At 64.1% G+C, this 26,481-nt stretch carries 23 protein-coding genes and 1 pseudogene; 10 read left to right on the plus strand and 14 right to left on the minus strand.

The genetic code is table 11. The features are described 5' to 3' along the window. Window positions 1–2,829, minus strand: a complete 2,829-nt coding sequence (gene gyrA / locus LY632_RS08450) for a DNA gyrase subunit A (RefSeq protein ID WP_234090703.1) — start codon at window positions 2,827–2,829, stop codon at window positions 1–3. A 292-nt stretch (window positions 2,830–3,121) separates the two neighbouring features. Between gyrA and LY632_RS08455 the strand changes: the two genes are divergently transcribed. Then, the gene (locus tag LY632_RS08455) at window positions 3,122–4,510 is read left to right on the plus strand and encodes a tetratricopeptide repeat protein (RefSeq protein ID WP_234090704.1); all 1,389 of its coding nucleotides are present in this window, start codon (window positions 3,122–3,124) and stop codon (window positions 4,508–4,510) included. A gap of 76 nt (window positions 4,511–4,586) precedes the next feature. On the opposite strand, the gene LY632_RS08460 is transcribed toward LY632_RS08455, so the two are convergent. Further along, a complete protein-coding gene (locus tag LY632_RS08460) occupies window positions 4,587–5,318 on the minus strand; it encodes an NYN domain-containing protein (protein ID WP_234090705.1) in 732 nt (243 codons plus the stop codon). 36 nt (window positions 5,319–5,354) lie between these two features. Continuing rightward, window positions 5,355–5,996: a carbonic anhydrase gene (locus tag LY632_RS08465; RefSeq protein ID WP_234090706.1), complete on the minus strand. Its 642-nt coding sequence runs from the start codon at window positions 5,994–5,996 to the stop codon at window positions 5,355–5,357. Between the two features lie 123 nt (window positions 5,997–6,119). Here LY632_RS08465 and lipA point away from each other — a divergent pair, with 123 nt between their 5' ends. Continuing rightward, entirely contained in the window at window positions 6,120–7,067 is a 948-nt protein-coding gene (gene lipA / locus LY632_RS08470; protein ID WP_234090707.1) for a lipoyl synthase, read from the plus strand. Then, window positions 7,067–7,528, plus strand: a complete 462-nt coding sequence (locus tag LY632_RS08475; protein WP_234090708.1) for a type II toxin-antitoxin system RatA family toxin — start codon at window positions 7,067–7,069, stop codon at window positions 7,526–7,528. Before lipA ends, LY632_RS08475 begins: the two co-directional genes overlap by 1 nt. Here the strand turns inward: LY632_RS08475 and LY632_RS08480 are convergent. Together LY632_RS08480 and LY632_RS14345 are read right to left on the minus strand one after the other, a co-directional pair. Continuing rightward, the gene (locus tag LY632_RS08480; RefSeq protein WP_234090709.1) at window positions 7,489–7,992 is read right to left on the minus strand and encodes a CinA family protein; all 504 of its coding nucleotides are present in this window, start codon (window positions 7,990–7,992) and stop codon (window positions 7,489–7,491) included. The genes LY632_RS08475 and LY632_RS08480 overlap by 40 nt on opposite strands. A 10-nt stretch (window positions 7,993–8,002) precedes the next feature. Next, window positions 8,003–9,155 (minus strand): annotated as a pseudogene (locus LY632_RS14345) (bifunctional 2-C-methyl-D-erythritol 4-phosphate cytidylyltransferase/2-C-methyl-D-erythritol 2,4-cyclodiphosphate synthase). 78 nt (window positions 9,156–9,233) lie between these two features. Between LY632_RS14345 and dusB the strand changes: the two are divergent. From dusB to hflX, 7 genes are all read left to right on the plus strand, one after another. Then, window positions 9,234–10,250: a tRNA dihydrouridine synthase DusB gene (dusB, locus tag LY632_RS08495; RefSeq protein WP_234090712.1), complete on the plus strand. Its 1,017-nt coding sequence runs from the start codon at window positions 9,234–9,236 to the stop codon at window positions 10,248–10,250. Then, window positions 10,247–11,320: a nitrogen regulation protein NR(II) gene (locus LY632_RS08500; protein ID WP_234090713.1), complete on the plus strand. Its 1,074-nt coding sequence runs from the start codon at window positions 10,247–10,249 to the stop codon at window positions 11,318–11,320. Before dusB ends, LY632_RS08500 begins: the two co-directional genes overlap by 4 nt. Continuing rightward, window positions 11,317–12,729 (plus strand): sigma-54 dependent transcriptional regulator, encoded by a 1,413-nt coding sequence (locus tag LY632_RS08505; protein ID WP_234090714.1) that lies wholly within the window; start codon window positions 11,317–11,319, stop codon window positions 12,727–12,729. The genes LY632_RS08500 and LY632_RS08505 overlap by 4 nt, the downstream gene beginning before the upstream one ends. Before the next feature lie 62 nt (window positions 12,730–12,791). Continuing rightward, complete coding sequence (locus LY632_RS08510) at window positions 12,792–15,011, plus strand: ATP-binding protein (protein ID WP_234090715.1); 2,220 nt, start codon at window positions 12,792–12,794, stop codon at window positions 15,009–15,011. 28 nt (window positions 15,012–15,039) lie between these two features. Next, on the plus strand, window positions 15,040–16,416 hold the full coding sequence (locus tag LY632_RS08515; protein WP_234090716.1) for a sigma-54 dependent transcriptional regulator: 1,377 nt from the start codon (window positions 15,040–15,042) through the stop codon (window positions 16,414–16,416). 146 nt (window positions 16,417–16,562) lie between these two features. Further along, complete coding sequence (hfq, locus tag LY632_RS08520; protein ID WP_234090717.1) at window positions 16,563–17,099, plus strand: RNA chaperone Hfq; 537 nt, start codon at window positions 16,563–16,565, stop codon at window positions 17,097–17,099. 17 nt (window positions 17,100–17,116) lie between these two features. Next, window positions 17,117–18,418, plus strand: coding sequence for a GTPase HflX (gene hflX / locus LY632_RS08525; protein WP_234090718.1), 1,302 nt, complete (start codon window positions 17,117–17,119; stop codon window positions 18,416–18,418). A gap of 3 nt (window positions 18,419–18,421) precedes the next feature. Here hflX and mazG read toward each other — a convergent pair whose 3' ends face one another. The 9 genes from mazG to LY632_RS08570 all read right to left on the minus strand — a co-directional run bounded on the left by mazG (window position 18,422) and on the right by LY632_RS08570 (window position 26,460). Further along, window positions 18,422–19,171, minus strand: a complete 750-nt coding sequence (mazG, locus tag LY632_RS08530; RefSeq protein ID WP_234090719.1) for a nucleoside triphosphate pyrophosphohydrolase — start codon at window positions 19,169–19,171, stop codon at window positions 18,422–18,424. After that, the gene (argE, locus tag LY632_RS08535) at window positions 19,168–20,319 is read right to left on the minus strand and encodes an acetylornithine deacetylase (RefSeq protein ID WP_234090720.1); all 1,152 of its coding nucleotides are present in this window, start codon (window positions 20,317–20,319) and stop codon (window positions 19,168–19,170) included. Before argE ends, mazG begins: the two co-directional genes overlap by 4 nt. 136 nt (window positions 20,320–20,455) lie before the next feature. Next, on the minus strand, window positions 20,456–20,629 hold the full coding sequence (locus LY632_RS08540; RefSeq protein ID WP_234090721.1) for a hypothetical protein: 174 nt from the start codon (window positions 20,627–20,629) through the stop codon (window positions 20,456–20,458). Next, entirely contained in the window at window positions 20,626–21,393 is a 768-nt protein-coding gene (locus LY632_RS08545; protein WP_234090722.1) for an MBL fold metallo-hydrolase, read from the minus strand. The genes LY632_RS08540 and LY632_RS08545 overlap by 4 nt, the downstream gene beginning before the upstream one ends. Then, window positions 21,390–22,166 (minus strand): TatD family hydrolase, encoded by a 777-nt coding sequence (locus LY632_RS08550; protein WP_234090723.1) that lies wholly within the window; start codon window positions 22,164–22,166, stop codon window positions 21,390–21,392. Before LY632_RS08550 ends, LY632_RS08545 begins: the two co-directional genes overlap by 4 nt. Further along, window positions 22,166–23,743: a methionine--tRNA ligase gene (gene metG / locus LY632_RS08555; RefSeq protein WP_234090724.1), complete on the minus strand. Its 1,578-nt coding sequence runs from the start codon at window positions 23,741–23,743 to the stop codon at window positions 22,166–22,168. The genes LY632_RS08550 and metG overlap by 1 nt, the downstream gene beginning before the upstream one ends. Continuing rightward, window positions 23,736–24,686: a DNA polymerase III subunit delta' gene (locus LY632_RS08560; RefSeq protein ID WP_234090725.1), complete on the minus strand. Its 951-nt coding sequence runs from the start codon at window positions 24,684–24,686 to the stop codon at window positions 23,736–23,738. The genes metG and LY632_RS08560 overlap by 8 nt, the downstream gene beginning before the upstream one ends. After that, on the minus strand, window positions 24,686–25,324 hold the full coding sequence (tmk, locus tag LY632_RS08565; RefSeq protein WP_234090726.1) for a dTMP kinase: 639 nt from the start codon (window positions 25,322–25,324) through the stop codon (window positions 24,686–24,688). Before tmk ends, LY632_RS08560 begins: the two co-directional genes overlap by 1 nt. Then, a complete protein-coding gene (locus LY632_RS08570) occupies window positions 25,321–26,460 on the minus strand; it encodes a D-alanyl-D-alanine carboxypeptidase family protein (protein ID WP_234090727.1) in 1,140 nt (379 codons plus the stop codon). Before LY632_RS08570 ends, tmk begins: the two co-directional genes overlap by 4 nt. Window positions 26,461–26,481 lie beyond the last annotated feature (21 nt).

Genomic DNA, 26,481 nt, shown 5'->3' on the forward strand with positions numbered 1-26,481 from the left:
CTATTCCTCCTGTTCGGCCCCGATGTCGTCGTCCGATTGCGGCGGAGTGTAGGGCACGGTTTCCTGCGCCGCACGGTCGGACAGTTCATCCGCCACCGCCTCTTCGGCTTCGTTCTCCGGCTCCTCGCTCTCGTCGATCAGAGCTGCGCCGACAACGTGCTCGTCATCGGCGACGTTGAAGATGCGCACCCCGGCCGAGCCGCGTCCGATAATGCGGAATCCGCCCGGGTCTTCCCCGGTTAGCCTATGCCGCAAGTCGATCGGCAGGCGGATCAGTTTGGCCTGGTCGGTCACCAGCATCAGCTGCGAACCGTGGCGGACCGGGAAGCTGGCGACAACCGGGCCGTTGCGCTCCGGGTTGCTTTCAGGCGTGCCGATATTGGTCAGCCCCTGGCCGCCGCGACCGATGGTACGGTATTCATAAGCGGAGCTGATCTTGCCATAGCCATTGGCGGTGATGGTGAGGATGAATTCCTCTGCCTCGGCCAATTCGGTGACCTTGGCTGCATCCAGCGAAGGCTCTGCGTCGTTCTCCTTCCACGGCGCGGCGCGCAGATAGGCGTCGCGTACGTCGGTGTCGCGCTCACCCGGATTGAGGACCGCCAGCGAGACGACCTTCTGCCCTTCCTTGAGCGTCATCCCGCGCACCCCGATGCCGGTCCTGCTCTTGGTTTCACGCGCATCGGTGGCGGAGAAGCGGATCGCCTTGCCGCCGTCCGAGGCGAGGAAGATTTCCTGCTCCTCGGTCAGCAATTCGACACCGATCAGCCGGTCACCCGAACCCTCGACAAAGCCCATCGCGTATTTGCCGGCCGTCGGCACATTGGCGAAGGCATCCATCGAGTTGCGACGTACCATGCCCTGCTCGGTCGCGAAGACGATGTTGAGCTTGCCCCACTCGTTCTCGTCTTCGGGCAGGGGCAGCACGTTGGTGACGCGTTCGTCCTCGCCCAGCGGCAGCAGGTTGACCATCGGGCGGCCTTTGGTCTGCGGCCCGCCTTCGGGCAGCTTCCACACCTTGAGGCGGTAGACCCGGCCGAGATTGGTGAAGAACAGCACCGGGTTGTGGGTGCTGGTGACGAACAGTTCGACGACCGCATCCTCGTCCTTGGTCGCCATGCCGCTGCGGCCCTTGCCGCCGCGGGCCTGCGCGCGGAAGGTCGCGAGCGGGGTACGCTTGATATAGCCGCCGTGGGTGACGGTGACGACCATCTCCTCGCGCTCGATCAGGTCCTCGTCCTCGATCCCGTCCCAGGCAGGAGCGATCTCGGAGACGCGCGGCGTGGCATAGCTGGCGCGGATCTCCGTCAGCTCGTCGCGCATCACGCCATAAAGCTTCACGCGATCGGCGAGGATCGAGAGATATTCCTCGATCGCCAGGCTCAGTTCCTTAAGCTCGTCGCCGATCTCGTCGCGGCCCAGCGCCGTGAGGCGGTGCAGGCGCAGGTCGAGGATCGCCTTCACCTGACGCTCGCTGAGGCGATAGGTGCCGCCGGTCTGGTCGGCGGTCGGCTCGATCGCTTCGACCAGCTTGATATACTGGGCGATGTCGCCGATCGGCCATTCCTTGGTCAGGAGCTTCTCGCGCGCCTGTGCCGGGTTCGACGAGCCGCGGATCATCGCCACGACTTCGTCCAGGTTGGAGACCGCGACCACCAGCCCGAGCAAGATGTGCGCCCGGTCACGCGCCTTGGCGAGCTCGAACTTGGTGCGGCGGGTGATGACCTCTTCGCGGAAGGCGATGAAAGCCTGCACGATGTCGCGCAGGGTCAGAACTTCCGGGCGGCCGCCCTTGATCGCCAGCATATTGGCGGGGAAGCTGGCCTGGGCCGGGGTGTAGCGCCAGATCTGGTTGAGCACGACCTCGGGCGAGGCATCGCGCTTGAGGTCCACGACCACGCGCACGCCTTCGCGGCTCGATTCGTCGCGGATGTCGGAAATGCCCTCGATCCGCTTGTCCTTGGCCGCCTCGGCGATCTTCTCGACCAGGCCGTTCTTGCCGACCTGATACGGAATGCTGGTCAGCACGATCGAGGTGCGATCGTTGCGCCCGGTCTCGATCTCGTGCCGCGCCCGCATCAGGATCGACCCGCGCCCGGTGGTATAGGCGGCGCGCGCGCCCGACTGGCCGAGGATCAGCGGCGCGGTCGGGAAATCCGGACCGGGAATGAACTGCATCAACTCTTCGCTGGTGATGCCGGGATTGTCGATGAAGGCGAGGCAGCCGTCGAGCACTTCGCCCAGATTGTGCGGCGGAATGTTGGTCGCCATCCCGACCGCGATCCCGCCGGCGCCGTTGACCAGCAGGTTGGGGAAGCGGGCAGGAAGGACGGTCGGCTCCTTGCGCGAACCGTCGTAGTTGTCGGTGAAATCGACTGTATCCTTGTCGAGATCGTCGAGCAGCGAATTCGCGACCCGGGCAAGCCGCGCTTCGGTGTAGCGCATCGAGGCCGGCGGATCGGGGTCCATCGAACCGAAATTGCCCTGGCCGTCGATCAAGGGCACCCGCAGCGACCAGTCCTGCGTCATGCGGGCCAGCGCGTCGTAGATCGCGCTGTCGCCATGCGGGTGGTAATTGCCCATGACGTCGCCGACGATCTTGGCGCTCTTGCGATAGGGCCGCCCGGCGACGAAACCGCCTTCCTGGCTGGCAAAGAGAATGCGCCGGTGGACCGGCTTCAAACCATCGCGCACATCGGGCAGCGCGCGACTCACGATCACGCTCATCGCGTAATCGAGGTAGCTCGTCTTCATTTCATCGACGATGTCGATGCGTTCGTACTCACCCATGGGCGAGGGCGGGGAAAGGGTTTCTGTTTCGTCGCTCAAGGTAATGCCATTCCGCTAATGACTGCGGCCAAATTCACGTGGTGAGAGGGTAGGGGATGCAGCCGGAAAGGGCCACTCGCACAGGCCCCAGATGGGGTGATGTTGCGTTGTTTTCCACATTTACCTAGAGGCAAGCTCAATGAAGGCTGCACGCATCATTCAATCGCCATTCAGCGCCAGCCGGCTAGTTGAGATGGCATTCAGCGGTACACCGTGTCAGAGGGCACGCACTGTCGAGGGCAGCCGCTGCCAGCAGACATTTTCGAACCGATAACAAACGGGAGTAGCGCTCATGCGTTTCATCAATCGCACCTCCAATCGCCCGGGCACCTCGGTAGCCTTGGCTGTCGCCCTGCTTTGCGGCACTGCGCTCGGCGCGGTCGCGCTCGAAGCGCCTGCCTATGCCCAGAAGGACAAGAAGGAAAAGAAGGCCGCTGCGCCCAAGCTCTCCAAGGGATTCGAGAAGGTTTACGGGCCGATCGTTCCGCTGGTGAACTCGCCTGTTCCGGACGAAGCCGCCCTGCGCGGCGCAATCCCCGCGCTGCTGGCTGCGGTCGAAACCGCTGACGACAAGGATGCGGCCGGCAACGTTCTGCTCAGCATTGGCGGCAAGTTCGATGACTATGCTCTCCAGCTTCAGGGCCTGGAGATGATGATCGAGAGCGGCAAGAATGCCGATCGCATCGGCCAGCTGTATTACAATGGTTTCCTGCTCAATTCGAACCTCGGCAACATGGACGCCGCGCGCGAGTGGGGCAGGAAGGCAGCAGATGCCGGTTACAGCTTCGAGGGCCGCCTGACCGATGGCACGACCAAGACCGTCAATGCCGGCGATATCCGGGTCATGACGATCGAAACCTATTTCGACGAGGATCGCTATGAGGAAGGATTGGCCGAGCTTTATGGTTGGGTGAAGGCGCTCGACGAAGCCGGACAACCGATCCAGGAAAACTGGCTGCGCAAGGGCTTTGCCACGGCGTTCAACAACCAGATGGGCCAGCAGACCGCCGAGTTTGGTGCTCTCCTGCTCAAGCACTATCCATCGCCCAATGTTTGGGCCGATGCGGTTGTGGGCCAGATCAGCTTCATGGACTACGACGATGCGGCGATCCTCGATGTCCTGCGACTTGCTCGCCGCACCGGCGTGCTCTCGCCCGAGCGGATCGACACCTCGGCCTTTGAAGCAGATCGGGTCGAAACCATGCGCGAGCAGATCGAACGGCTTTACATCGGCTATGCCGAGGAATCGAACGAGATCCTGTTCCCGAACGAAGTGAATTCGGTGCTCAAGGAAGGCATTGCCAAGGGCGTCCTCAACGAGTCCGACGTCACCGTTTCGGATGTGCTGAAAGCAACGGCTGAGCGTATTGCCGACAACCGGGGCGGCATGGCCGATCTCGAGCGCGACGCTCGTACCGGCAGCAAGCTGCTGACCGTCGTTGCAGCGGCCGAATCATTTTTCGACATTGGCGACTATGCCAAGGCCGAAGAGTTCTATGCCAAGGCCCTGACCCTGCCGGGCGTCGACAAGCCGGTCACACTGACCCGCCTCGGCATCGCCCAGATCGAACAGGGCAAGTATGACCAAGCCAGAGCCAATTTCGCTATGGTGGAAGGTACTCGTCAGCCACTGGCCGAGCTTTGGACCGCCTACGCGGCCGAAAAGGCCGCAGGCATGTAAGGAACGCTTCGGCGTTTCACTCTGGACGGCGCGGTTCCCGCAGGAGCCGCGCCGTTCTGATTCGGCTGGCCTGCAGCTATCGTAATCGCTTGACGTACAGCTGGTTGTTCTCGCCCCGCTTCAACTCGAAACGGTCGAGCGATTTGACGAGCTCCGACAATCGCTTGAAGCCGTAATTGCGCACGTCGAAGCTGGAGCGGTTGCCGGCAATCTGGCCGACTTCGTGGAGGCGGGCGAAGCCGCTCTCGTCCCGCCGCGCCGCTTTCCACGCGTTGCCAAGCAGGGTGATAAGCTCCTCATCGACGGTGTTGTCGTGACTTGCAACTGGGGCCGCATCCTTGCCCGGAGCATCGTCCTTGCTGTCGTTTCCGATCAGCTTGTCGACATCGATGAAGCGGGTGCAGGCCGTCTTGAGCGCCATCGGCGTCTTGGCATCGCCGAAGCAATAGACCGGCAGTCCGTCCTGGCGCAGGCGGGTAACGAGCGGCGTGAAATCGCTGTCGGAGCTCATGATACCGAAGCCATCGACCTTGCCCTGATAGAGGAGGTCCACGGCGTCTATCGACATGGCCATATCGGTGGCGTTCTTGCCCCGGGTCAGGTCGAATTGCTGGTGCGGGCGGATACCGAAGCGGTTGGTGATGTCACCCCAGCGCTTGAGCGCATCCTTGGCCCAGTTGCCATAGGCGCGGCGGATATTGACCTGGCCCAGTTCGGCCAGAACCGTCAGCACAGGGTCGATCCCGGCCGGGTTCACATTGTCTGCATCGATCAGCAGGGCGATATTCTTGGCGCCGATTTCGGTCATGGGCTCTCTGTGGCGGTGTAGACGGGCGCTCGCAAGCTATTCGACAGCCACGAATTCGTCCATGTCACTGTCAAGGTGGTAAAGCACGCCTTCCGAGATTGCGAAGAAGGCACCCTGCATCTTCAGTGAACCAGCGTCGACCTTTGCCTTGAGCCAAGGGAAAGTGAGCAGGTTGCGGAGGCTAAGGCGGACAGCGGCGAGTTCCATGGCCCGCTCAGCTTCGCGCCCTTCGGTGCCAAATTGCTCGGTGACCGGCACGCGTGCATCGTCGAGCATGGAGATCCAGTCGGCGATGAACGCACCTTCGCCATGGCTGGCACCATGAAAGCTCTCCGTCAGCGCGGCTTTGCAGCCGCCGCACATGCCGTGGCCCATGACCACGATCTGTTTCACTTGCAGCATCTGCACCGCAAACTCGATCGCGGCCGAGACACCGTGGTGACCGGGGGTTGTTTCATAAGGCGGAACCAAAGCCGCGACGTTGCGGACAACGAAGATTTCGCCGGGATCGACGTCGAAGATCTGCGAGGGATCGACCCGGCTGTCGCTGCAGGCGATGATCATCAGCTGCGGCGATTGCCCCTCGGTCGACAGTCGGTCAAAGCGGGCCCGCTGTTGCGGATAGCCTTCGCGCCGGAACCGGCGATATCCTTCGAGCAGATGGGCGAATTCGGGCATATCAGGGCCTTCTTGCAGGTAGGATAGAAGTGCAGGGCTGCGCCCAAGCCGCGTAAAAGAGCATTCGTATTTGGGCAAGGGTGGCCATTGCGCGCTGTGGACGGGGGGCCTAGATGGGCCGCCATGAACGACCTGCCTTCCGCACCCGCGCCCGAAGGCGAGCGGCCCGCTCGCCAGCGCAAGCCTGACTGGATCCGCGTCAAGGCGCCGGTCAGCCAGGGCTATCACGAGACCCGCAAGCTGATGCGCGAGCTCAACCTCAACACGGTGTGCGAGGAAGCGGCCTGTCCGAACATCGGCGAATGCTGGACCAAGAAGCACGCCACCGTGATGATCCTGGGCGATGTCTGCACCCGCGCCTGCGCCTTTTGCAACGTCAAGACCGGCATGCCGCGCCTGGTCGATCCGATGGAGCCAGAGAACGTCGCCATCGCGGCGGGCAAGATGGGGCTGGAACACATCGTCATCACCAGCGTCGACCGGGACGACCTGCCCGACGGCGGGGCCGGGCAATTCGTGAAGGTCATCAAGGCCCTGCGCCGCGAGACGCCGGATACCACGATCGAGATCCTCACCCCCGATTTCCGCGGCAAGATGCGCCCGGCGGTCGAAGCAATCTGCGAGGCGGGGCCCGACGTATACAACCACAACCTCGAAACCGTGCCCCGGCTCTATCCCACGATCCGGCCCGGTGCGCGCTATTACGCCTCGCTGCGCCTGCTCGAGGAAGTGAAAGCGCACGATCCGCTGATCTTCACCAAATCCGGCATCATGCTGGGGCTTGGCGAGCAGCGGCTCGAGGTCCATCAGGTGATGGACGACATGCGCAGTGCGGACGTCGATTTCATCACCATGGGGCAATATCTCCAGCCGACCCCGCGCCATGCCCATGTCGAGGAATTCGTTACCCCCAAGGCGTTTGCCGCCTTTGGCGCAATTGCCAGGGCCAAGGGCTTCCTGCAGGTCGCGGCGAGCCCGCTGACCCGGTCGAGCTATCACGCGGGCGACGACTTCGCCCAGATGAAGGCCGCGCGCGAAGCCAGGCTGGCGAAGGCGAAAGCGAACGGCTGATGCCCGGCATTCGGGAAACCCGGCACCTGCCCTACACGCCAGAGCAGATGTACGACCTGGTGGCCGACGTCGGGCGCTATGCCGAGTTCCTGCCGTGGGTGATCGCGACGCGCGTGCGCAGCGACAGCGAGACCGAAATGGTTGCCGACATGGTTGTCGGGTTCAAGAACCTGCGTGAACGCTTCACCTCGCGGGTGGAGAAGCAGCGCCCCGAATTCCTGCGGGTTCACTATATCGACGGGCCGCTGCGCGATCTCGACAACATGTGGCGCTTTGCCCCTTACGGAGAGCAGAGCTGCACGGTCGATTTCTCCGTCGAGTTCAGCTTCAAGAACCGGGTGTTCGAAGCCATCGCGGGACAGTATTTCGATCGAGCGTTTCGCCGCATGGTCGAAGCCTTCGAAGCCCGTGCGGCAACGCTTTACGGCAGCAGCAAGTCCAGCGCAGCCAGCGTCGCCTGACGACGCACCTCGGCGCGGCCGACATCTCCGAAGCTCTTCAGTTCTCCCTCCGGCTCGCCATTGGCCCCGCGCACTGCGCGGGCGAAAACCACCGTACCGACCGGCTTGGTCGGCGTGCCTCCGCCGGGACCGGCTACGCCGCTTACCGCCACGGCAACATCGGCGTTGCTGTGTTTGAGGGCACCCTGCGCCATGGCCCACACGCAGGCGATGGACACGGCACCGAAGGTCTCGATGATGTCGCTCGAAACGCCCAGGATCTCCATCTTGGCTTCGTTGGAATAAGTGACAAAGCCCCGGTCAAGCACGGCCGAGGATCCGGCAATCTCGGTGACTGCTCCGGCAACCAGCCCGCCGGTGCAGCTTTCCGCCAGCGCAATCGTGCGCCCGACCTTGGTGTTCTCTTCAACCACCCGCCTGGCGAGGGATTCGATGTCGGTGGGGAGGAGGGACTGGTTGACCATTGCTTGCATTCTAAGAGGGGAGGAACACGGTCGCAACCGCTTGGGCGGCAATGCCTTCGCCGCGCCCGGTGAAGCCCAACCCCTCGGTCGTGGTGGCCTTGACGCTCACAGCGGAAAGCGGAGTGCCGAGCAATTCGGCGATGCGGGCACGCATGGCATCGCGGTGCGGGCCGATCTTGGGCGCTTCGCAGATAATCGTCAGGTCGACATTGCCGATGGCATAGCCGGTCTGTCTGACCAGCTTGGCAGCGTGTTCGACGAAAGCGGAGGAAGCCGCGCCTTTCCAGCGGTCGTCGCTGGGCGGGAAGTGTGCGCCGATATCGCCATTGGCGATGGCGCCGAGCAGCGCATCGACGATGGCGTGGAGCGCGACATCCGCATCCGAATGCCCGGCGAGGCCCTTGTCATGCTCGATACGGATTCCGCCGAGCCATAGCTCCTCGCCCGCTTCGAGGCGATGGACATCGTAGCCCATACCGACGCGGACGGGAGGCAAATCAGTCATGGAAATCCTCCGCGAAGGTCAGCTTTCGCAATGCTTCGGAACCCACGACCAGCGCGACTTTCCCACCATGTGCGGCGAGAACCTGCGCGTCATCGCCGGCGGTGGGCTCGCCCTGCCAGGCGCGATGTGCGGAATGGATAGCCTCGTAACGGAACGCCTGCGGCGTCTGAACCCGGCGCAGCGTTTCGCGGTCGGCCGAGCCGGCCATCACGCCGTCGCGCTCGATCGCAAGACTATCCACTACGGGCAACGTCGGAATGGCACCCGGATGCTGGTCCAGCGAAACAAGCAGGCGCGCGATCACTTCCTGCGGCAGGTCGGGACGCGCGGCATCGTGGATCAGCACCCGTTCGGGCGCGTCCTCCGCCAGCGAGTCGAGCGCGGCAGCGACCGATTCCTGCCGGGTCGCTCCGCCAGTCACGAACCGGACCTTGCCGAAATCGCGCAGTGCCGTCATCGCCTGCATCTCTGTCCCGCGCGGGATCGCGACCACGACCGGGTCCGCTCCGGCTGCAACCAGCGCGCCGACCGAGTGCGCCACAACAGGTTTTCCGCGCCAGTCGGCGAATTGCTTGGGAACCCTTTGCCCGGCTCGAATCCCTTTCCCCGCAGCGACGACGATCGCCGCAAAGGAGGGCAGGGGATCACAACGGCTCATCGCGTCCCGCTAACGCCTTGCGCGCCTGGCCGCAATCCACTAGTGGCTGCCCAAATTTTAGGCATATTGCACCGCAGCATGAGCGATCTCGCACCTCCTCCTCCCGTGAAGCCGATCCAGGTCGGTCCCGTCGCGATCGAGACGCCGGTGGTGCTCGCCCCGATGACCGGCGTGACCGACCTGCCGTTTCGCACGCTGGTGCGCCGGTATGGCTCGGGCCTCAACGTGACCGAGATGATCGCCAGCGAAGCCGCGATCCGCGAAACCCGGCAGTCGGTCCAGAAGGCGGCGTGGGACAGCACCGAAGACCCGGTTTCGATGCAGCTGGTCGGCTGCGATCCGGCCAGCATGGCCGAGGCGGCCAAACTGCAGGAGGGCAATGGCGCGGCGATCATCGACATCAATTTCGGCTGCCCGGTGCGCAAGGTCGTGGGCCAGTTCGCCGGCAGCGCGTTGATGCGCGAAGTGCCGCTGGCGGTCCGACTGATGGAAGCGACGGTCAAGGCGGTAAACGTGCCGGTGACGGTCAAGATGCGGATGGGGTGGGACCATGCCAGCCTCAACGCGCCCGAACTCTCGCGTATGGCCGAGGATCTGGGGGTCAAGATGATCACCGTTCACGGTCGCACCCGCAACCAGATGTACAAGGGCCACGCCGACTGGGCCTTCGTCCGCAAGGTCAAGGACGCGGTTTCCATTCCCGTAATCGTCAATGGCGATATCTGCTCGATCAACGACGCGGCAAAGGCGCTCGAACAATCGGGCGCTGACGGACTGATGATCGGACGCGGTGCCTACGGCAAGCCATGGCTGCTGGCGCAGGTGATGCACTGGTGGCGCACCGGTCAGAAGCTGGCAAGCCCCGGATTCGGCGAGCAGTACCGCGTCCTGGTGGAACATTACCAGCGTATGCTCGACCACTATGGCGAAGCTGTCGGCGTCAAGATCGCCCGCAAGCATCTGGGTTGGTACACCAAGGGTATGCACGGATCGGCCGAGTTCCGCAATTTCGTCAACTTCATCGACGATCCGAAGCAGGTGCTGGGCGAAATCGAGCGGTTTTACGAACCGTTCCTGCACCGGCAGGCTGCATGACCGAGGAAGCGGCGAGGCCCGATCCGCAGGCGCAGATCGCCGGTCTCGTCTTCGCCTTGCTGTTGATCGACCCGGAAGGGCGCATTGCCGAGGCAAACCCTGCTGCGGAGGACCTGCTCGGGCGCAGCGCCAGCCGGCTGATTGGTCAGAAGTTCACCGACATGGTCGAAATTGCCGAGAAGAGGGTGCTTGTCCGCCTCCATGAACCGGAGGCGCAGTTGACCGCTCGCGGACTCTCGATCGGCACGGCCGCGGGCTCGCGGCAGGTCAATCTGACGATGTCTCTCGTGGCGACCCATTCCGGCTGGCGGGTGATTACACTGTCAGACATCGGCCAGGCGCATATGGAGAAGTCGGTCGAGGATACCCTACCGGCTGCTCCATCCGTGCTGGCGCACGAGATCAAGAACCCGCTCGCCGCTATCCGCGGGGCAGGCCAGTTGCTGATCCGCCGCCTGCCCGAAGCCGACCGCCCCTTCGCCAAGATGATCGGCGACGAGGTGGATCGTATCGCCCGGCTGGTCGACCGGATGCAGGAACTGGGCAGCCGCAGCAGCGAACCGATGGAGGCGGTGAACCTGCACGCGATTGTGCGGGCGGCGTTGACATTGGTCCGCTCGGCTGACGACAAGGGGGTTACCTACATAGAGGAATTCGACCCCTCGTTACCGCCGGTTTGGGCCAGCCCCGATGCCTTGCAACAGGTGCTGATCAACCTGCTCAGCAATGCTCGCGATGCTTGCGCCGGAGCAGAGGATGGTGGCCGGATTGTAGTCCAGACGCGTTTTGTGAGCGGGCTGGTGATGAATGTCCTGCGCCCCGGGCGCTCTGTCCGCCTGCCGATCGAACTGACTGTCACAGACAACGGGCCGGGCATCGATCCTGCGGTGCGCGACCGCGTGTTCGAGCCCTTCGTGACGTCCAAGAAGGGCGGGCAGGGCCTCGGCCTCGCCCTGGTGCGCAAGCTGGTGAGCGATATGGACGGGCGCATCGCGCATGAGCGGGACGAGCGTGCGGGACTCACCCGATTCCGGATCAATCTCGCCATGGCGCCGAGGAACGAACAATGACCGATCCGATCCTGCTGGTCGAGGATGACAATTCCATCGCTGCGGTGATTGTAAGTGCGCTCGAGGGTGAGGGCTATGCCGTCGACCGTTGTGCCGCGATTGCCGCGCGCGACCGATTGCTGGCCACGCAGCGCTATGCCTGCATGCTCACCGATGTGATGCTGGAAGATGGCGACGGCATCGCCACCCTGGGCAAGGTGCGTGGATCGCATCCGGCGATGCCGATCATCATCCTCTCGGCCCAGAATACGCTCGATACCGCCGTGCGGGCGAGCGAGAACGATGCGTTCGAATATTTCCCCAAGCCGTTCGACCTCGACGAGTTGATCCGGGCTGTACGCCAGGCGGCGGGCGCATCGTCCGGTAATGTGGCCGAAGGCCAGCCCGATGCCGGCAACCTGCCGCTGGTCGGTCGCAGCCAGGCGATGCAGGGTGTGTTCCGCATGATCACCCGCGTGCTCCGCAACGATCTGACGGTGCTGGTGCTGGGCGAATCCGGCACGGGCAAGGAGCTGGTGGCCGAAGCCATCCACGAGCTCGGTGCGCGCAAGACCGGGCCTTTCGTGGCCGTGAACGCGGCCGCGATTCCGCGTGACTTGATCGAAAGCGAACTCTTCGGGCACGAGAAAGGCGCTTTCACCGGTGCAGTCGGCCAAGCCATTGGCAAGTTCGAACAGGCCAATGGCGGCACGCTGTTCCTCGACGAAATCGGCGACATGCCGCTGGAAGCGCAGACCCGGCTGCTGCGGGCGTTGCAGTCGGGGCGCATCCGGCGCGTCGGCGGGCGGCAGGATGTTGCGGTGGATGTCCGCATCATCGCTGCCACCAATCGCGACCTTGCCCCGATGATCGCCAGCGGCCGGTTCCGCGAAGACCTGTTCTATCGCCTCAATGTCGTCCCCATCGAACTGCCGCCACTGCGGGCCCGGCGCGAGGATATCGGTGCCTTGGCACGCCATTTCCTTGTTCTTGCGGAAGGGGAAGGGCTGCCCCGCCGCCAGATCGATGAAGCCGCAGTATCCTTGCTCGAGCAACAGCCTTGGCGCGGCAATGTGCGCGAACTGCGCAACCTCATCTACCGTCTTGCGCTCCTTGCCAGGAACGAGGTGATCGACGTCGAATTAGCCCGCGAAGTGCTGGGCAAGGAACAGGGGCATTCTGCGACCGAGCGATCCTCTTCGGTCGACAGGGCAGTGATGGATTGGATCGAGCAGCACCATCCGGCTCCGGGCGCGCTTTATCGTGCTGCCTCCGCCGCGTTCGAGAAGCCGTTGTTCGAACATGCCCTGCGCGTCACAGCCGGCAACCAGCTACGCGCGGCCGAATTGCTCGGCATCAACCGCAACACGCTGCGCAAGCGGCTCGGCGAGCTCGGGATCGTAGCCGAAGCGTTCTCGGCAAGAGCCTAGTGGCATGCCTGCAACAGAAACCGCTTGCAAAGCGGCAACACCAGCGTTGTAAATAGGCAACGATGGAGCAAGGCGGCCACACGATAGAGCGGAGCCCACGCTGGTGGCGGCAATTCGTCGTCGCTTCGCGCCGGGCCAACATCTATCGCTGGATCGAAGTCATTTGCCTGGTGGCAGTTGCCGGGATGGTCTGGCTGACCTGGCTGACCTTTGCCAGTGCACCGGCGGATGGCCAGATGCTGCCGACAAGGCGGGTCACCAGCCTGCTGATTGGCACACTCGTCCCGTCGATTGCCCTGCTGGTGTTGCTGGGCCGCAGGCTGGCACTCAAGCGGGCCGCCGGCAGCACCGCGCGTCTTCATGTGCGACTGGTTTTCCTGTTCTCGCTGATCGCCGCCGTGCCGACGCTGCTGGTGGCCGGATTTGCCGCCTTCCTCTTCCAGTCCGGCGTGGATTTCTGGTTCTCGGCTCAGTCGCGCGGGGTGATGGAGAACGTCAACCAGCTGGCCGAGGGATATTACGAGCAGAACCAGCTGGAAGTCGCCCAGGAGACCCAGGCCATGGCCAGCGACATGCTGTATATGCTGCAGGGCAAGCAACCCGCCGACCTCGCCAGCCAGGCCTTTCTGGACGATTACACCTATCACATGCAGGCGCGTGAAATTAACGAAAGCGCGATCATGCAGGTGTTTCCCGATGGGCGGATCAATACCGCGCTGGCGATTGGTCTCGTCGAAGGGAACGACCCGACCAAGGTCACTGCCGAAGCCATGGCATTGTACCGGCGCGGGGAAACGCAGGTGGTGTTCGCCAATTCCCAGCGAATCGAAACGGTCGCGCCGATCGACCGGCAGGCAGGGATTTTCCTCTACAATGCCCGCACTGCGGAATCGCTCTCGTTCAGCCAATGGGACCAGGCCAGCGAGATCGTCAGCTCCTATCGCGCGCTAACCGCGCGGGCGCGGGCCCTCCAGTTGCGGTTCAACCTCGCGCTGTTCTTCGTCAGCCTGGCGCTGGTCGGCCTCGCCGTATGGTTCGCCCTGCGCTTTGCCGACCGTCAGGTCGAGCCGTTGACCGATCTGGTCGCAGCGGCGCGCAAGGTCGGGGCGGGCAATTTCTCGCTCAGGGTCGAAGGGCGCAAGGGTGGCGATGAAATCGGCCTGCTCAATCGCGCCTTCAACCGCATGACGGCGCAGATCGAGAAGCAGACCGACGCTCTGGTAAGCGCCAACCACGAACTGGGCGAACGGCGGCATTTCATCGAGACGGTGCTGGAATCGGTCACCGCCGGGGTCATCTCGACCGATGGAGACGGACGCATACTGCTGATGAATCGTCCGGCCAAGGACATCCTGCTCGACGATCCGGACAGGCCCCATCGCGGCCAGCCGCTCGAGGCCTTCGCCCCGCAAATGGCGCAGCTGGCGCAGGCCCGGGTGACCAGCGGGATCGTCAATTTCTCGAAGAGCGGCGAGCTGTTGACGCTGGCGGTGAAACTGACTCCGGCCTCTGGCGGGCATGTGATCACTTTCGAGGATATCACCCGCCAGCTACTCGACCAGCGACAGGCGGCTTGGTCCGACGTCGCCCGCCGGATCGCGCACGAAATCAAGAACCCCCTGACACCGATCCAGCTCGCGACCGAGCGGCTGAAGCGCCGCTACAGGACCCAGATCGAAGTCGATGGCGAGTTGTTCGACGAGCTGACCTCCACCATCGTGCGCCAGGTCGGGGCCTTGCGGACCATGGTCGACGAATTCTCCTCCTTCGCCCGCTTGCCAAAGCCGGTGTTCCGCGAAGAGGATGCGCTCGACCTGCTCAAGCAGGCCCTGTTCCTGCAGGAGGTGGCGCATCCTTCGATCGATTTCGGACTCGCCCACGAGGAGGACGGGCCGCTGCTGGTCGCTTGCGACAGGCACCAGTTCGGCCAGGCGCTCACCAATGTGCTCAAAAACGCAGCCGAGGCGGTCGAAGCCCGGGCACAGCACGAGGACGTCGATTTTCGTGGTCGGATCGGCGTGACGCTGCGCAGCACCGACGAACTGATCGAGATCGCCATCGAAGACAATGGCGTCGGTCTGCCGCAGGATCGCGAGCGGATCGTCGAGCCCTATATGACCACGCGCGAGAAAGGCACCGGCCTCGGGCTCGCGATCGTCAACAAGATCGTCGAGGAGCATGGCGGCGACATGAGCTTCTCGACCACCGCCAGCGGCGGCACCTGCGTGACCTTGCGGTTCGCCCGCAACCCGGCGGTCCCGGATCGCGAGGCCGCCGAATGACCGCTGTTTACAAAAAGGAGAGGCCGTAATGGCGCTCGATATTCTCGTCGTCGATGATGAGCGCGACATCCGTGAGCTCGTCTCGGGCGTGCTCAGTGACGAAGGCTATGAATGCCGCGCGGCGGGCGACAGCAGCAGCGCGCTGTCAATGTTCGACGAGCGCCGGCCGAGTGTCGTCCTGCTGGATGTTTGGCTGCACGGCAGCGCGATGGACGGGCTCGAAGTGCTCGACGTGATCAAGGAGCGCGAGCCGGATATCCCGGTGATCATCTTCTCCGGCCACGGCAATATCGACACGGCTGTCTCCGCCGTCAGCCGCGGGGCGATGGACTTCATCGAAAAGCCGTTCGAGGCCTCGCGCCTGCTGCACCTTGTCGCCCGCGCGACCGAGACCCAGCGGCTGCGGCGCGAAAACGTGCGGCTGCGGCAGGGCTTCTCCAGCGGAGAGGCTTTCACCGGCAACAGCTCGGTCATCAACCAGGTCAGGGCGACGCTCAAGCGGGTCGCCAATACCGGCAGCCGGGTGCTGATCTCGGGCCCGGCCGGGGCTGGCAAGGAAGTGGCTGCGCGCCTGCTCCACAGCTGGAGTCCGCGTGCCGATCATCCCTTCGTATCGGTCAATTCGGCCCGCATCACCCCCGAACGCTTCGAGCAGGAGCTGTTCGGGGAGGAAGCCGATGGCAAGCTTGTTCGTCCCGGTCTGCTGGAACTGGCCGATGGCGGGACGCTCTATCTCGACGAAGTGGCCGATATGCCGCTGTCCACCCAGGCGCGGATTTTGCGCGTGCTGACAGAGCAAAGCTTCGTCCGGGTAGGCGGCTCGCGCCAGATCGGGGTCGATGTTCGCGTTGTTTCCTCGACCGCGCGCGACTTGCAGGAAGAAATCGACGAAAAGAACTTTCGGGAAGACCTGTTCTATCGCCTCAATGTGGTCCCTGTCTCGATCCCCTCGCTGGCCGAACGGCGCGACGATATTCCGGCCTTGGCCGAGCATTTCTTCACCCGCTACGCCGCCGAGCAGGGCATCCAGCCTCCGAACATCAGCCAGGAGGCCATGGCAGCGCTGCAGGCCTATGACTGGCCGGGCAATGTCCGCCAGTTGCGCAATGTCGTGGAACGGACGGTCATCCTCTCCCCGCGTGAGCGGATGGAGGAAGTCCAACCCGATATGCTTCCCAATGAAGTCACCAGCGGCAAGCTGGGTGGCGGATCAGGGCTCAGCAACCTGATGGGTGTGCCGCTCCGCGAAGCCCGCGAAAACTTCGAGCGCGAGTATCTCAGCGTCCAGATCCGGCGGTTCTCGGGCAATATCTCCAAGACCGCCAGCTTCATCGGGATGGAACGTTCCGCGCTGCACCGGAAGCTCAAGATTCTCGGTATGACCGACCGCAAGGATGACGAGTAGGCAACCGGCGCAAACACCCGTCCGAAATACCGGATTGAAACGCGCCCATTACAACTCCATATTCGGCAACAGACTCGGCGGCGGATTGGTGGTCCGCCGGCCAGATCGCGGCCGGGCAGCCGGTCGCCAATAAGATGGAGACAGTTATGTCCGGTGGAAACACACTTTCGGCGCGTCCCCGCGCGCAAGACCAGGGCGGCAAGGAGCCGCGCCATGCCAATTTGCAGGATTCGTTCCTCAACCTGCTGCGCCGCAACAAGACGCCGGTGACGGTGTTCCTCGTCAAGGGCGTCAAGTTGCAAGGCATCGTGACCTGGTTCGACAATTTCTCGATGCTGCTGCGTCGCGATGGCCAGTCGCAGCTGGTCTACAAGCACGCGATCAGCACGATCATGCCGGGCACTCCGATCGAGGCGTCGCAATTCGCCAGCCAGGACGGCAACAAGAAGCAGCGCCTGCTGCAGGACGTCTTCCTCAGCCGCGTGCGCGATGCCGGGGTGCAGGTGACGATGTTCCTGATCAATGGCGTGATGCTGCAGGGACGGATCGGCGCCTATGACCTGTTTTGTGTGCTGCTGGAGCGCGACGGCTACGTCCAGCTCGCCTACAAGCATGCGGTCTCGACCGTGCAGCCCGCCAGTGCGGTCGACCTGACCGACTGGGAAGAGGACGAAGAAGACTGAGTTTCGATGACAACCTGATGGGCGAGGTCTCGCGCGGGGCGCGGGCGCTCGTCGTGTGCCCCGATATCAGGCGCGAACGCTACGATCTCGACCCCGAGGCGCGGCTGGAGGAAATCTGCGGCCTGACGATGGCGATCGGTATCGTCATCGCGGAAAGCTACATCCTGCCGGTGCGCGATGTGCGACCCAACACGCTGTTCGGCTCGGGCCAGGTCGAACGGATCGCGACCGACTGCGAACTGCACGAAATCGAACTGGTGGTCGTGGATGGCGCGCTCAGCCCGATCCAGCAGCGCAATCTGGAAGAGAAGCTCAAGCGCAAGGTCATCGACCGCACCGGGCTGATCCTCGAGATCTTCGGCGAGCGGGCGGCAACGGCGGAGGGCCGGCTGCAGGTCGAACTGGCGCATCTCGATTACCAGCAGAGCCGCCTGGTGCGCAGCTGGACCCACCTCGAGCGGCAGCGCGGCGGTTTCGGCTTCCTCGGTGGCCCGGGCGAAACCCAGATCGAGGCCGACCGCCGGATGATCCGCCAGCGCATGGGCCGCCTGCGCAAGGAACTGGAGCAGGTCCGCAAGACCCGCGGCCTGCATCGCGAGCGGCGGGGCAGGGCGCCGTGGCCGGTGATTGCGCTGGTGGGCTACACCAACGCCGGTAAATCGACGCTTTTCAACCGCTTGACGGGCGCTGACGTCATGGCGGAGGACCTGTTGTTCGCCACGCTCGACCCCACCATGCGGGCGATTGCGCTTCCGGGTGTCGAAAAGGCGATCCTGTCGGACACGGTGGGATTTATCTCCGACCTGCCGACCCAGCTGGTGGCGGCATTCCGGGCCACGCTGGAGGAAGTGACCGCGGCCGACATCATCCTCCATGTCCGCGATATCGCTAACCCGTCGACGGCTGCGCAAAAGACGCAGGTGCTGGAGGTTCTGCGCGATCTTGGCGTGATCGACGGGGAAGACGGGGAAAGTTCGATCCCGATTCTCGAAGTCTGGAACAAGTGGGACCTGCTCGACGAAGAGAGGATCGAGGAACTGTCGGGGATCGCGGCGGCAGACGACAGCGTTGTCCCGCTCTCGGCGGCAAGTGGCTGGAATGTGGATGCTTTGCAGGAGCGACTGGGCGAGGTTCTGACCACCAAGGCCCAGCTGCGGGAGTTCGTCCTGCCGGTGAGGGAAGGGCGCAAGATCGCCTGGCTCCACGCCCATGGCGATGTGCTCGAGGACGAGAATGCGGGCGAGGGCGAGGAGGGGCCGCAACGGCGCCTGCTGGTGCGGCTCAACCCCAAGGAATTGGGCCAGTTCGCAACACTTTAGCGACTATTCCTCAGACTTGACCTGCTGCCAGAGTGCTTCCTGCTCCTCGAGCGATAGAGTGGGGAAAGTGTCACCGGCGAGGGCTTCCATCCCCCTGAAGCGCCGTTCGAATTTCGAATTGGCAGCACGCAAGGCGTCCTCCGGTGCGATGCCATAGGCCCGAACGAGATTGACCGCGGCGAACAACAGGTCGCCTGCCTCTTCCTCGCGCTTGTCCTCGGGCGCGTCGGCCAGTTCCTGCATCTCCTCGCGCAGTTTGGCAGTGGGGCCGGCGGTGTCGGGCCAGTCGAAACCGGTGCGAGCGGCGCGCTTCTGCAGCTTGTCGGCGCGGAGCAGGGCGGGGAGGGCGCGCGCCACGCCATCAAGAGCACTCTTGGCGCCCTTGGCATCTCGCTCGGCGGCTTTCAGTTCTTCCCAGCGGCGTTCGGACATCCGGCCGCCGGCCTCGCCGAAGATATGCGGGTGGCGAGCCTCCATCTTGTCGCAAATGGCGCGAGCGACATCCTCGAAGGCGAAGTGGCCCGCTTCCTCGGCCATGCGGGCGTGGAACACGACCTGCAGCAGCAGATCGCCCAGTTCCTCGCGCAGCTCGCCCATCGCGCCGCGCTCGATCGCGTCGGCGACTTCGTAGGCTTCCTCGATGGTGTAGGGGGCGATGGTGCGGAAATCCTGCGCCAGGTCCCATTCGCAGCCGCGCTGCGGATCGCGCAAAGTGGCCATGATGGTGAGCAAGCGGTCGAGCTGGGTCGTCATGCCAGCTCCCGTGCCAGATTCGCCATGAAACGGGCACCCCTTTCGAGCTGTTCGATGGCGATCCATTCGTCGGGCTGGTGCGCCTGCTCGATCGATCCGGGGCCGCAGATGATGGCGCTGAAGCCGGCGCGCTGGAATTGCCCGGCTTCGGCGGCATAGGGCACGTTGGTTGCCGGGCCATTGTCGCCGGTCAGCTTGCGCACGAAACGCACGGCTTCCTCGCTGTCGGTCGGCATGAGCGCTGGGATGGCGCTGCGCCGCTCTACAGCGACCCCGCATTCTGGGAACAGCGCGCCGATTTCGGCATGCTTCGCGGCACATGAGGCGAGGAAGGGCGCAATGATAGCGTCGGGATCATCGCCCGGCGGGCAGCGCAGGTCGAAGGTGAAGCTGGCTTCGCGAGCAAGGATATTGGCGGCGGTGCCGCCGTGCATGATGCCGACGGTCAGTGTCGGCTCGGGAGGGTCGAAACCGTTGTCGGAGTTTGCGTTGACCTTCAGGCTCCGCGCCAAGGCCGCGAGCTCGGACATAAGATCGATCGCCACCATGTTGGCCGAAACCCCGTGATCGACCAGCGAGCTATGCGCCTCGTGGCCTGTAACGGTCACCTTCCAGGTCGAGCTGCCCTTGTGGCCGATGACCGGGCGCATGCCGGTCGGCTCGCCGATGATGGCGAGTTCGGGATCTGGCAGCGCAGTTCGCATCGCATCGATCATCGACGGCGCTCCGAGGCAGCCGACTTCCTCGTCATAACTGAAAGCGAGGTGTACCGGCGTGCGCCCTTGGCGAAAGACCGGGACATGGGCCAGCGCGAGAGCAAGGAAGCCTTTCATATCCGTCACGCCGCGGCCATGGAGCTTCCCGCCGCGCTGTTCGACCTTCCACGGATCGCTGGTCCATGGCTGGCCATCGACCGGCACGACGTCGGTATGGCCGGACAGGACGATGCCGCCAAGTTCCATCGGGCCGACCGTGGCATAGAGATTTGCCTTGCTGCCATCGGCATTGGCGACGCGCCAGGAGGTCACGCCATAGCTGCCGAGGAAATCCTCGATCCAGCCGATCAGTTCAAGATTGCTGTTGCGCGAAGTCGTATCGAACCCGACCAGCGCGTCGAGGATCGTGCGATATGGCAGCGGCTCACTCATGCGGTGTTCCTGCCGTGGTTTGGGCAAGAGGGGAAGCCCGGGGGACCTTCTCGCTCACGGATATGTTGGAATGATAATATATATTATGTTAAATAATGGAGGGACGCAGACGGGTGAGGGGCCCCTCCCGCATCGATCAGGCCAGCCCGAGCCAGCTGATTGCCAGCGCCAGCCCGGTGAAAACGCAGGCCCATGCCAGCGCCATCCTGATCCCCGACTTCCAGCTAAGCCTGTAGGAAGCCAGCGCGCTGCCGGCCAGGATCAGCCATGCCAGCAAGGCCACGATCTGGACGCTGTCGTATTCGCTCATACTTTCACCTCGAGCCCGTCATAGCCGACGATCACGTCTTTCGGAACTTCGGCGCACAGGCTGCGGTAATCCATGCTCTTGTCGAGATGCGTCAGCACCATCTTGCGTGCACGGCTGCGCTGCTTGAGTTCGAGCGCCATGCCAAGGTGCGCATGGGTCGGATGCGGTTCGCGCCGCAGGCAGTCGCAGACCAGGATATCGACCTGGTCGAACAACTCGATCATTTCTTTGGTAATCTCGCTGAAATCCGTCGCGTAACCGATTGTATCGCCTTCGCTTTCGAACAGAAATGCGGTGCTGGTGGTTGGCCCGTGCGGCATCTCGCACCAGTCGAGCCCGAACCCGGCGTGCATCCGCTGTCGTTCGAGTTCCTGCAAGGCAACGATGGTCGGATAGCCATGCTCGCCGGCGAAGACGTAGCTGAAGCGGCTGCGCAACCGGCGGCAGGTTTCGGCGCTGGCAAAGCCAGGGATCGGTGCCGCGCGACCGTAGCGCATCGGGCGGAGATCGTCGATGCCGTGGCAATGGTCGGCATGATCGTGGGTCCAGAACACCCCATCGACGCTTTCGATGCCGTTGGCGAGGAACTGGTGCCGCAAGTCGGTCGAGGTATCGACCAGAAGTCTTTGTCCTGCGCGGTTTTCTACCAGTATCGAAACCCGTGTGCGGCGGTTCCTCGGCTCGTTCGGATCGCAATCGCCCCAGTCGCCATTGATGCGCGGCACCCCGGTCGAGGTCCCGGTCCCGAGCATCAGGACCTTCATGCCGCGGCCCGGGTGAACAGCGCGTGGAAGTTGCGGGTGGTGTAGGCGGCGAGTTCCTCGAGGCTTTCTCCGCGCAGATCGGCGAGGAATTCTGCCGTGTTGCGTACGAAGGCAGGTTCGCACGGCTTGCCGCGATGCGGGACGGGGGCGAGGAAGGGGCTGTCGGTTTCCACCAGCAGTCGGTCGGTCGGAACCTCCTTCGCCACGGCCTGCAATTCGGCCGCGTTCTTGAAGGTGACGATGCCCGAAATCGAGATCGACAGGCCGAGGTCGAGCACCTTGCGCCCGAACTCCGCCGAGGCGGTGAAACAGTGGATCAGCGCCGGGAAGGCACCCTGCTCCATTTCGTCGGCCAGGATCTGGGCCGTGTCGTCCTCGGCATCGCGGGTGTGGATGATGACGGGCAGCTGCGTCTCGCGCGCCACGCCGATATGCATCCGGAACAGCGCCTTCTGCACTTCCCGGTCGGATTTGTCGTAATAATAGTCGAGCCCGGTCTCGCCGATGCCGATGACCTTGTCCTGCCGCGTCGCTACGAGCAGCTTCTCACGGCCCAGGTCCTCGTGCGCATCGGCCTCATGCGGGTGCACTCCGACGCTGGCCCACACATCCGGCTCGCGCTGCGCCGTCGCCACCACGGCCTCCCACTCGCTGGTCTTGGTCGAGATGTTGAGGAAGCCCCGCACTCCTGCCGCGCGGGCGCGTTCCAGCACCGCCTGCTGGTCGTCGACCAGTCCGCGATATTGCAGGTGGCAGTGGCTATCGATCAGCATCAGGCCGCTTCGTCCTCAGGCAGTTCGAGGCGCGGGAAGAGCGGGCTTGGCGATGTGATCCGGAAATCGCTTTCGGCCAGCGGCGAATACCAGTGGCTGCCGATGGCATCGTAGCTGCGGAGGCTTTCGTCCACGCCCATGGTGTCGAGCAGCTTGGCGGCGCTCGACGGGATCACCGGGGCAATCGCCACCGCCAGCCGGGCGATGCAGATATAGAGCGTGGCGAGCACGGTCTCCATCCGTTCGGGGTCGGTTTTGCGCAGCGTCCACGGCGCCTGGGCATCGATATAGGCATTGCAGGCGAAGCAGGCCTGCAGCCAGGCCTCGACTCCCTGCTGCAAGGCCAGCGTATCGAAGGCGGCGGGGATTTCGCTGCGAACCGCCCTGTCGATTGCTTCGAACAGTTCGGCATCTGCGGGCTCGTGCCCGTGGATCGTCGGCAGCGCCCCGTCGAGGTTCTTGGCGATGAAGCCCAGCGTGCGCTGCGCCAGGTTGCCGAAGGCATTGCCGAGCTCGCCATTGGCGCGCTGCACAATCGCCTCGGCCGAATAGCTGCCGTCCTGCCCGAAGGCGATTTCGCGCATGAAGAAATAGCGCAGCGGATCGACCCCGAAACGCTCGGCCAGCTCCATCGGATCGACCACATTGCCCGCACTCTTGCTCATCTTCTCGCCGCCCCGGGCGAGCAGGAAGCCGTGGGCGAAGACCTGCCTGGGCAGCGGCAGCCCCGCGCTCATCAGGAAGGCCGGCCAATAGACGGTGTGGAAGCGGACGATGTCCTTGCCGATCATGTGGATGTCGGCGGGCCAGTAGCGGCTGAACATCGCGCCTTCGGTATCGGGGAACCCAACCCCGGTCATATAGGTCGTCAGCGCATCGACCCAGACATACATTACATGGCCCTGGCTATCGGGCACCGGCACGCCCCAGTCGAAACTGGTGCGGCTGACCGAAAGATCCTTCAGCCCGCCTTCGACAAAGCGCAGCACCTCGTTGCGGCGGCTTTCGGGGCGGATGAAGTCTGGCTGCTCGGCATAGAGCGCCAGCAGCTTGTCCTGGTATTTCGACAGGCGGAAGAACCACGTTTCCTCGACGGTCCATTCGACCGGCGTGCCCTGCGGCGATAGCTTCGCCCCGCCCTCACCATCGGTCAGTTCGCTTTCGTCGTAGAAGGCCTCGTCACGGACCGAATACCAGCCTTCGTAGCGGTCGAGATAAAGATCGCCATTGGCCTCCATCCGCTGCCACAGCTCGGTGCTGGCCGCATGGTGGCGCGGTTCGGTGGTGCGCACGAACTCGTCATAGGCGATGTCAAGCTTGGCGCACATGTCCTTGAAGTGGCCGGACATCTCTGTCGCCAGATCGATTGTTGCCATGCCCAGCCGGCGCGCGGTCTGGTCCATCTTGAGCCCGTGCTCGTCGGTGCCGGTGACCAGCCGCACATCGCGCCCGCGCATCCGCTGGAAGCGGGCGACGACATCGGTCGCGATCCCTTCGTAGGCATGGCCGATATGCGGGCGACCGTTAGGGTAATTGATCGCGGTGGTGATGTAGAAGGGTTCGGCGGGGTCAGACATAGGCGCGCTCCTTATTGGGCGCGGCCGATGCGAGCAAGCTGCCGATTTCCATGGCGAGGAATTGCGGGTCGAAATTATAGGTCGGAGCCTGGCCCGCCAGCGCGACCAGATCGGCATGGGCGTCGGCCAGTTGCATCAATTGTGCGGTCGGCACAGCGCCCATCTGCTCGGCCAGAATCGCGCGGCCCAGGTCGAAAGTCGCCTGCATCCGCTCCCGATCTGGGCGCGCCCCGATTGCGGCCGAGAGCTGTCCGCGCAGCTGGAAATCGGCATCACCCTCGGTCAGGATGGCGCGCATCAGGGCGGCAATCGGCGAGAGGTCCTGCGCGACGAACTCCAGCGCCGCCCCCGGCGAACCGCCTGCTGCGGCGATCGCTGCCGCGCGGGTCGCGGCATCGGCCTGCGGTGCAGATTCGGCCAACAACTTCGCTACTTCGCCCTCTGCCAGCGGGGCGAAACGCACCACGCGGCAGCGCGAACGTATCGTTGGCAGCAGCCTTGCCGGGCGGTGGACCACAAGCAGGAAAAAGGTTCCTTCGGGCGGCTCTTCGAGGCTCTTGAGCAGGGCATTGGAAGCGCCCTTTTCCAAATCATCTGCCGGATCGATGATGATTGCGCGTCGTGCCCCAAGGGTCGGCCGCGTGGTCAGACGTCGCTGCATGGCGCGGATCTGGTCGACGGTGATGTTGCGTTTCCGCTCGAATTCCTTGCCTTCGGCCCGCTTGCGTTCTTCCTTGTCGTCCTTGGGCGGGCGCGACAGGACGATGATGTCGGGGTGTTCGTCGGGGGCAGGCCCTCCCCCCACGAGCTTGTGCGCGGCGGCGAGAGCGAATTCGCGCTTGCCCAGCCCCTGCCGCCCGGCGAGCATCCAGCCGTGGTGCATGCGTGGGCCGGACAGCGCCGCCTCCCATTCGCGCCAGGGTTCTTGGTGGCCTGGGAGCATCAGGCAGTTCCTTCGAGCAATGGTGCAACGGCGGCGAAGATGCGCGCTTGCACCTCTTCGATCGAACCGCCGCCGTCGACCACGGCGAAACCTCGTGGGTCGCCCTCGGCAAAACGGCGAAAGGCCGTGCCGACGGCGGCGTGATATTCCGCCCCGCGCCCGCCGATGGCATCGCTGGTGTCGCCATCGCGCTCTGCCAGCCGGGCTGCCACCAGTGCAGGATCGACATCGACGAGCACGGTCAGGTCGGGCCGCAAGCCGTCGCTGCCCACGGCATGCAGCGCGCGGACAGCCTCGTCCCCCACGCCCCCTGCCCCGCCCTGGTAAGCGCGGCTCGAGTCGACAAACCGGTCGCACACCACCCATGCGCCGCGTTCGAGTGCGGGGCAGATCAGCTTCTCCACATGGTCGGAGCGTGCGGCGGCGAACAGCAGAGCCTCCGCGCGAGCGCCCCACCCCATGCCCGGAGGATCGAGCAGCAATTGCCGGATGGCTTCGGCCCCCGGCGTGCCGCCCGGTTCGCGCGTGAGCACGACATCCAGCCCACAGGCTTGCAGGGCTTCAGCCAACAGGCGCGATTGCGTGGACTTGCCGGTCCCTTCCCCACCCTCGAGCGCGATGAAGCGGCCCCGATTCACGAGACAAGTCTCACAAGGGCGTTGCGGATGCGGCGAAAGAATCCGGCCTTGGCGACGTTCTCGGCTGCGACCAGCGGCACCCGCGAAGGCTCCATCCCGTCGACCGAAATGACCAGTTCTGCCACGGTTTCGCCGGCCCTGACCGGTGCGCGCAAAGGGCCGTCATAGGCGATTGCCAGCGACAGTTTGCGCGTCGCGCCTACAGGCACGGAAAAGCGGATCGGATGATCGGTCGTCAGCGTAACCTCGCTCGCCGAACCGTCCTGCACCCTTGCCGAACCGAACTCGGCACCCCTTGCGAACAGTTGGGTGCTCTGGAAGTTGTCGAAACCCCATTCCATCAGTGCCCGCGCCGTTTCGTCCCGTTGGGATTCTTCGGCAGCACCGGCAACGACCAACACCAGTCGCCGGTCACCGCGCTGGGCGCTGCCGAGGAAGCCGAAACCGGCCTGGTTGGTAAAACCGGTCTTGATCCCGTCAGCGCCTTCGACACGACCTGTCAGCGGGTCATGATTGTCTTGGGCAAAGCCGTTGGTACGCAGACCCCGATGGCCGAAATAGCGGCGATAGAGCGCCGCATGCTCCGTCGTCAGCGCGCGGCCCAGCGTCACGAGGTCGCGGGCGGTGGTGAAGGTCCTTCCGCCATCCGGGAACCCGTTGGGATTGCCGAAATGGCTCTGTGTCATGCCCAATGCGCGGGCGTTGGCGTTCATGATCCTGACCCAGCCGTCGAGCGAACCGGCGACGCCCTCGCCAAGCACGACAGACCCGTCATTGGCGGAAACTGTGGTGATGCCCATCAGCAGGTCGTTGACCGTAACCTCCTGCCCCGGTTCGAGGAACATGGTCGAACCGGTGCGGCGCCATTCCTTGGCCGCCGCTTCGCTGAAGGTGAAGGTCTGCTCCGGCCTGAGCTTGCCCTGTGCGATCAGGTCGAACGCGGAATAGACGGTCATGGCCTTGGTAATCGAAGCCGGGACGAAACGCCGGTCGATATTGCGGGCATGGAGCACCTGGCCGCTCGACAGGTCGACCAGCATGGCGATGGGGATGTCGTCAGGGACCGGTGCCGGGGCCGCATGCCCGGGCACGCCCAGCGCGGCAACGGCCAGAACTGTCCCGAGAAATCGCTTCACTTTCACTCCCGCACACCGGCG

The organism is Erythrobacter sp. SDW2 (assembly GCF_021431965.1).
Classification (GTDB): Bacteria; Pseudomonadota; Alphaproteobacteria; order Sphingomonadales; family Sphingomonadaceae; genus Parerythrobacter.

What these genes read in the sequence shown, in the direction of transcription:
- LY632_RS08455 (WP_234090704.1), top strand. Translation starts at nt 3,122, where the DNA reads ATGCGTTTCATCAATCGCACCTCCAATCGCCCGGGCACCTCGGTAGCC.
- dusB (WP_234090712.1), top strand. Translation starts at nt 9,234, where the DNA reads ATGAGCGATCTCGCACCTCCTCCTCCCGTGAAGCCGATCCAGGTCGGT.
- LY632_RS08540 (WP_234090721.1), bottom strand. Translation starts at nt 20,629, where the DNA reads ATGAGCGAATACGACAGCGTCCAGATCGTGGCCTTGCTGGCATGGCTG.
- mazG (WP_234090719.1), bottom strand. Translation starts at nt 19,171, where the DNA reads ATGACGACCCAGCTCGACCGCTTGCTCACCATCATGGCCACTTTGCGC.
- LY632_RS08465 (WP_234090706.1), bottom strand. Translation starts at nt 5,996, where the DNA reads ATGCCCGAATTCGCCCATCTGCTCGAAGGATATCGCCGGTTCCGGCGC.
- metG (WP_234090724.1), bottom strand. Translation starts at nt 23,743, where the DNA reads ATGTCTGACCCCGCCGAACCCTTCTACATCACCACCGCGATCAATTAC.
- LY632_RS08545 (WP_234090722.1), bottom strand. Translation starts at nt 21,393, where the DNA reads ATGAAGGTCCTGATGCTCGGGACCGGGACCTCGACCGGGGTGCCGCGC.
- LY632_RS08560 (WP_234090725.1), bottom strand. Translation starts at nt 24,686, where the DNA reads ATGCTCCCAGGCCACCAAGAACCCTGGCGCGAATGGGAGGCGGCGCTG.
- argE (WP_234090720.1), bottom strand. Translation starts at nt 20,319, where the DNA reads ATGAGTGAGCCGCTGCCATATCGCACGATCCTCGACGCGCTGGTCGGG.
- LY632_RS08460 (WP_234090705.1), bottom strand. Translation starts at nt 5,318, where the DNA reads ATGACCGAAATCGGCGCCAAGAATATCGCCCTGCTGATCGATGCAGAC.
- LY632_RS08475 (WP_234090708.1), top strand. Translation starts at nt 7,067, where the DNA reads ATGCCCGGCATTCGGGAAACCCGGCACCTGCCCTACACGCCAGAGCAG.
- LY632_RS08510 (WP_234090715.1), top strand. Translation starts at nt 12,792, where the DNA reads ATGGAGCAAGGCGGCCACACGATAGAGCGGAGCCCACGCTGGTGGCGG.
- hfq (WP_234090717.1), top strand. Translation starts at nt 16,563, where the DNA reads ATGTCCGGTGGAAACACACTTTCGGCGCGTCCCCGCGCGCAAGACCAG.
- LY632_RS08480 (WP_234090709.1), bottom strand. Translation starts at nt 7,992, where the DNA reads ATGGTCAACCAGTCCCTCCTCCCCACCGACATCGAATCCCTCGCCAGG.
- LY632_RS08515 (WP_234090716.1), top strand. Translation starts at nt 15,040, where the DNA reads ATGGCGCTCGATATTCTCGTCGTCGATGATGAGCGCGACATCCGTGAG.
- LY632_RS08505 (WP_234090714.1), top strand. Translation starts at nt 11,317, where the DNA reads ATGACCGATCCGATCCTGCTGGTCGAGGATGACAATTCCATCGCTGCG.
- hflX (WP_234090718.1), top strand. Translation starts at nt 17,117, where the DNA reads ATGGGCGAGGTCTCGCGCGGGGCGCGGGCGCTCGTCGTGTGCCCCGAT.
- LY632_RS08550 (WP_234090723.1), bottom strand. Translation starts at nt 22,166, where the DNA reads ATGCTGATCGATAGCCACTGCCACCTGCAATATCGCGGACTGGTCGAC.
- LY632_RS08500 (WP_234090713.1), top strand. Translation starts at nt 10,247, where the DNA reads ATGACCGAGGAAGCGGCGAGGCCCGATCCGCAGGCGCAGATCGCCGGT.
- lipA (WP_234090707.1), top strand. Translation starts at nt 6,120, where the DNA reads ATGAACGACCTGCCTTCCGCACCCGCGCCCGAAGGCGAGCGGCCCGCT.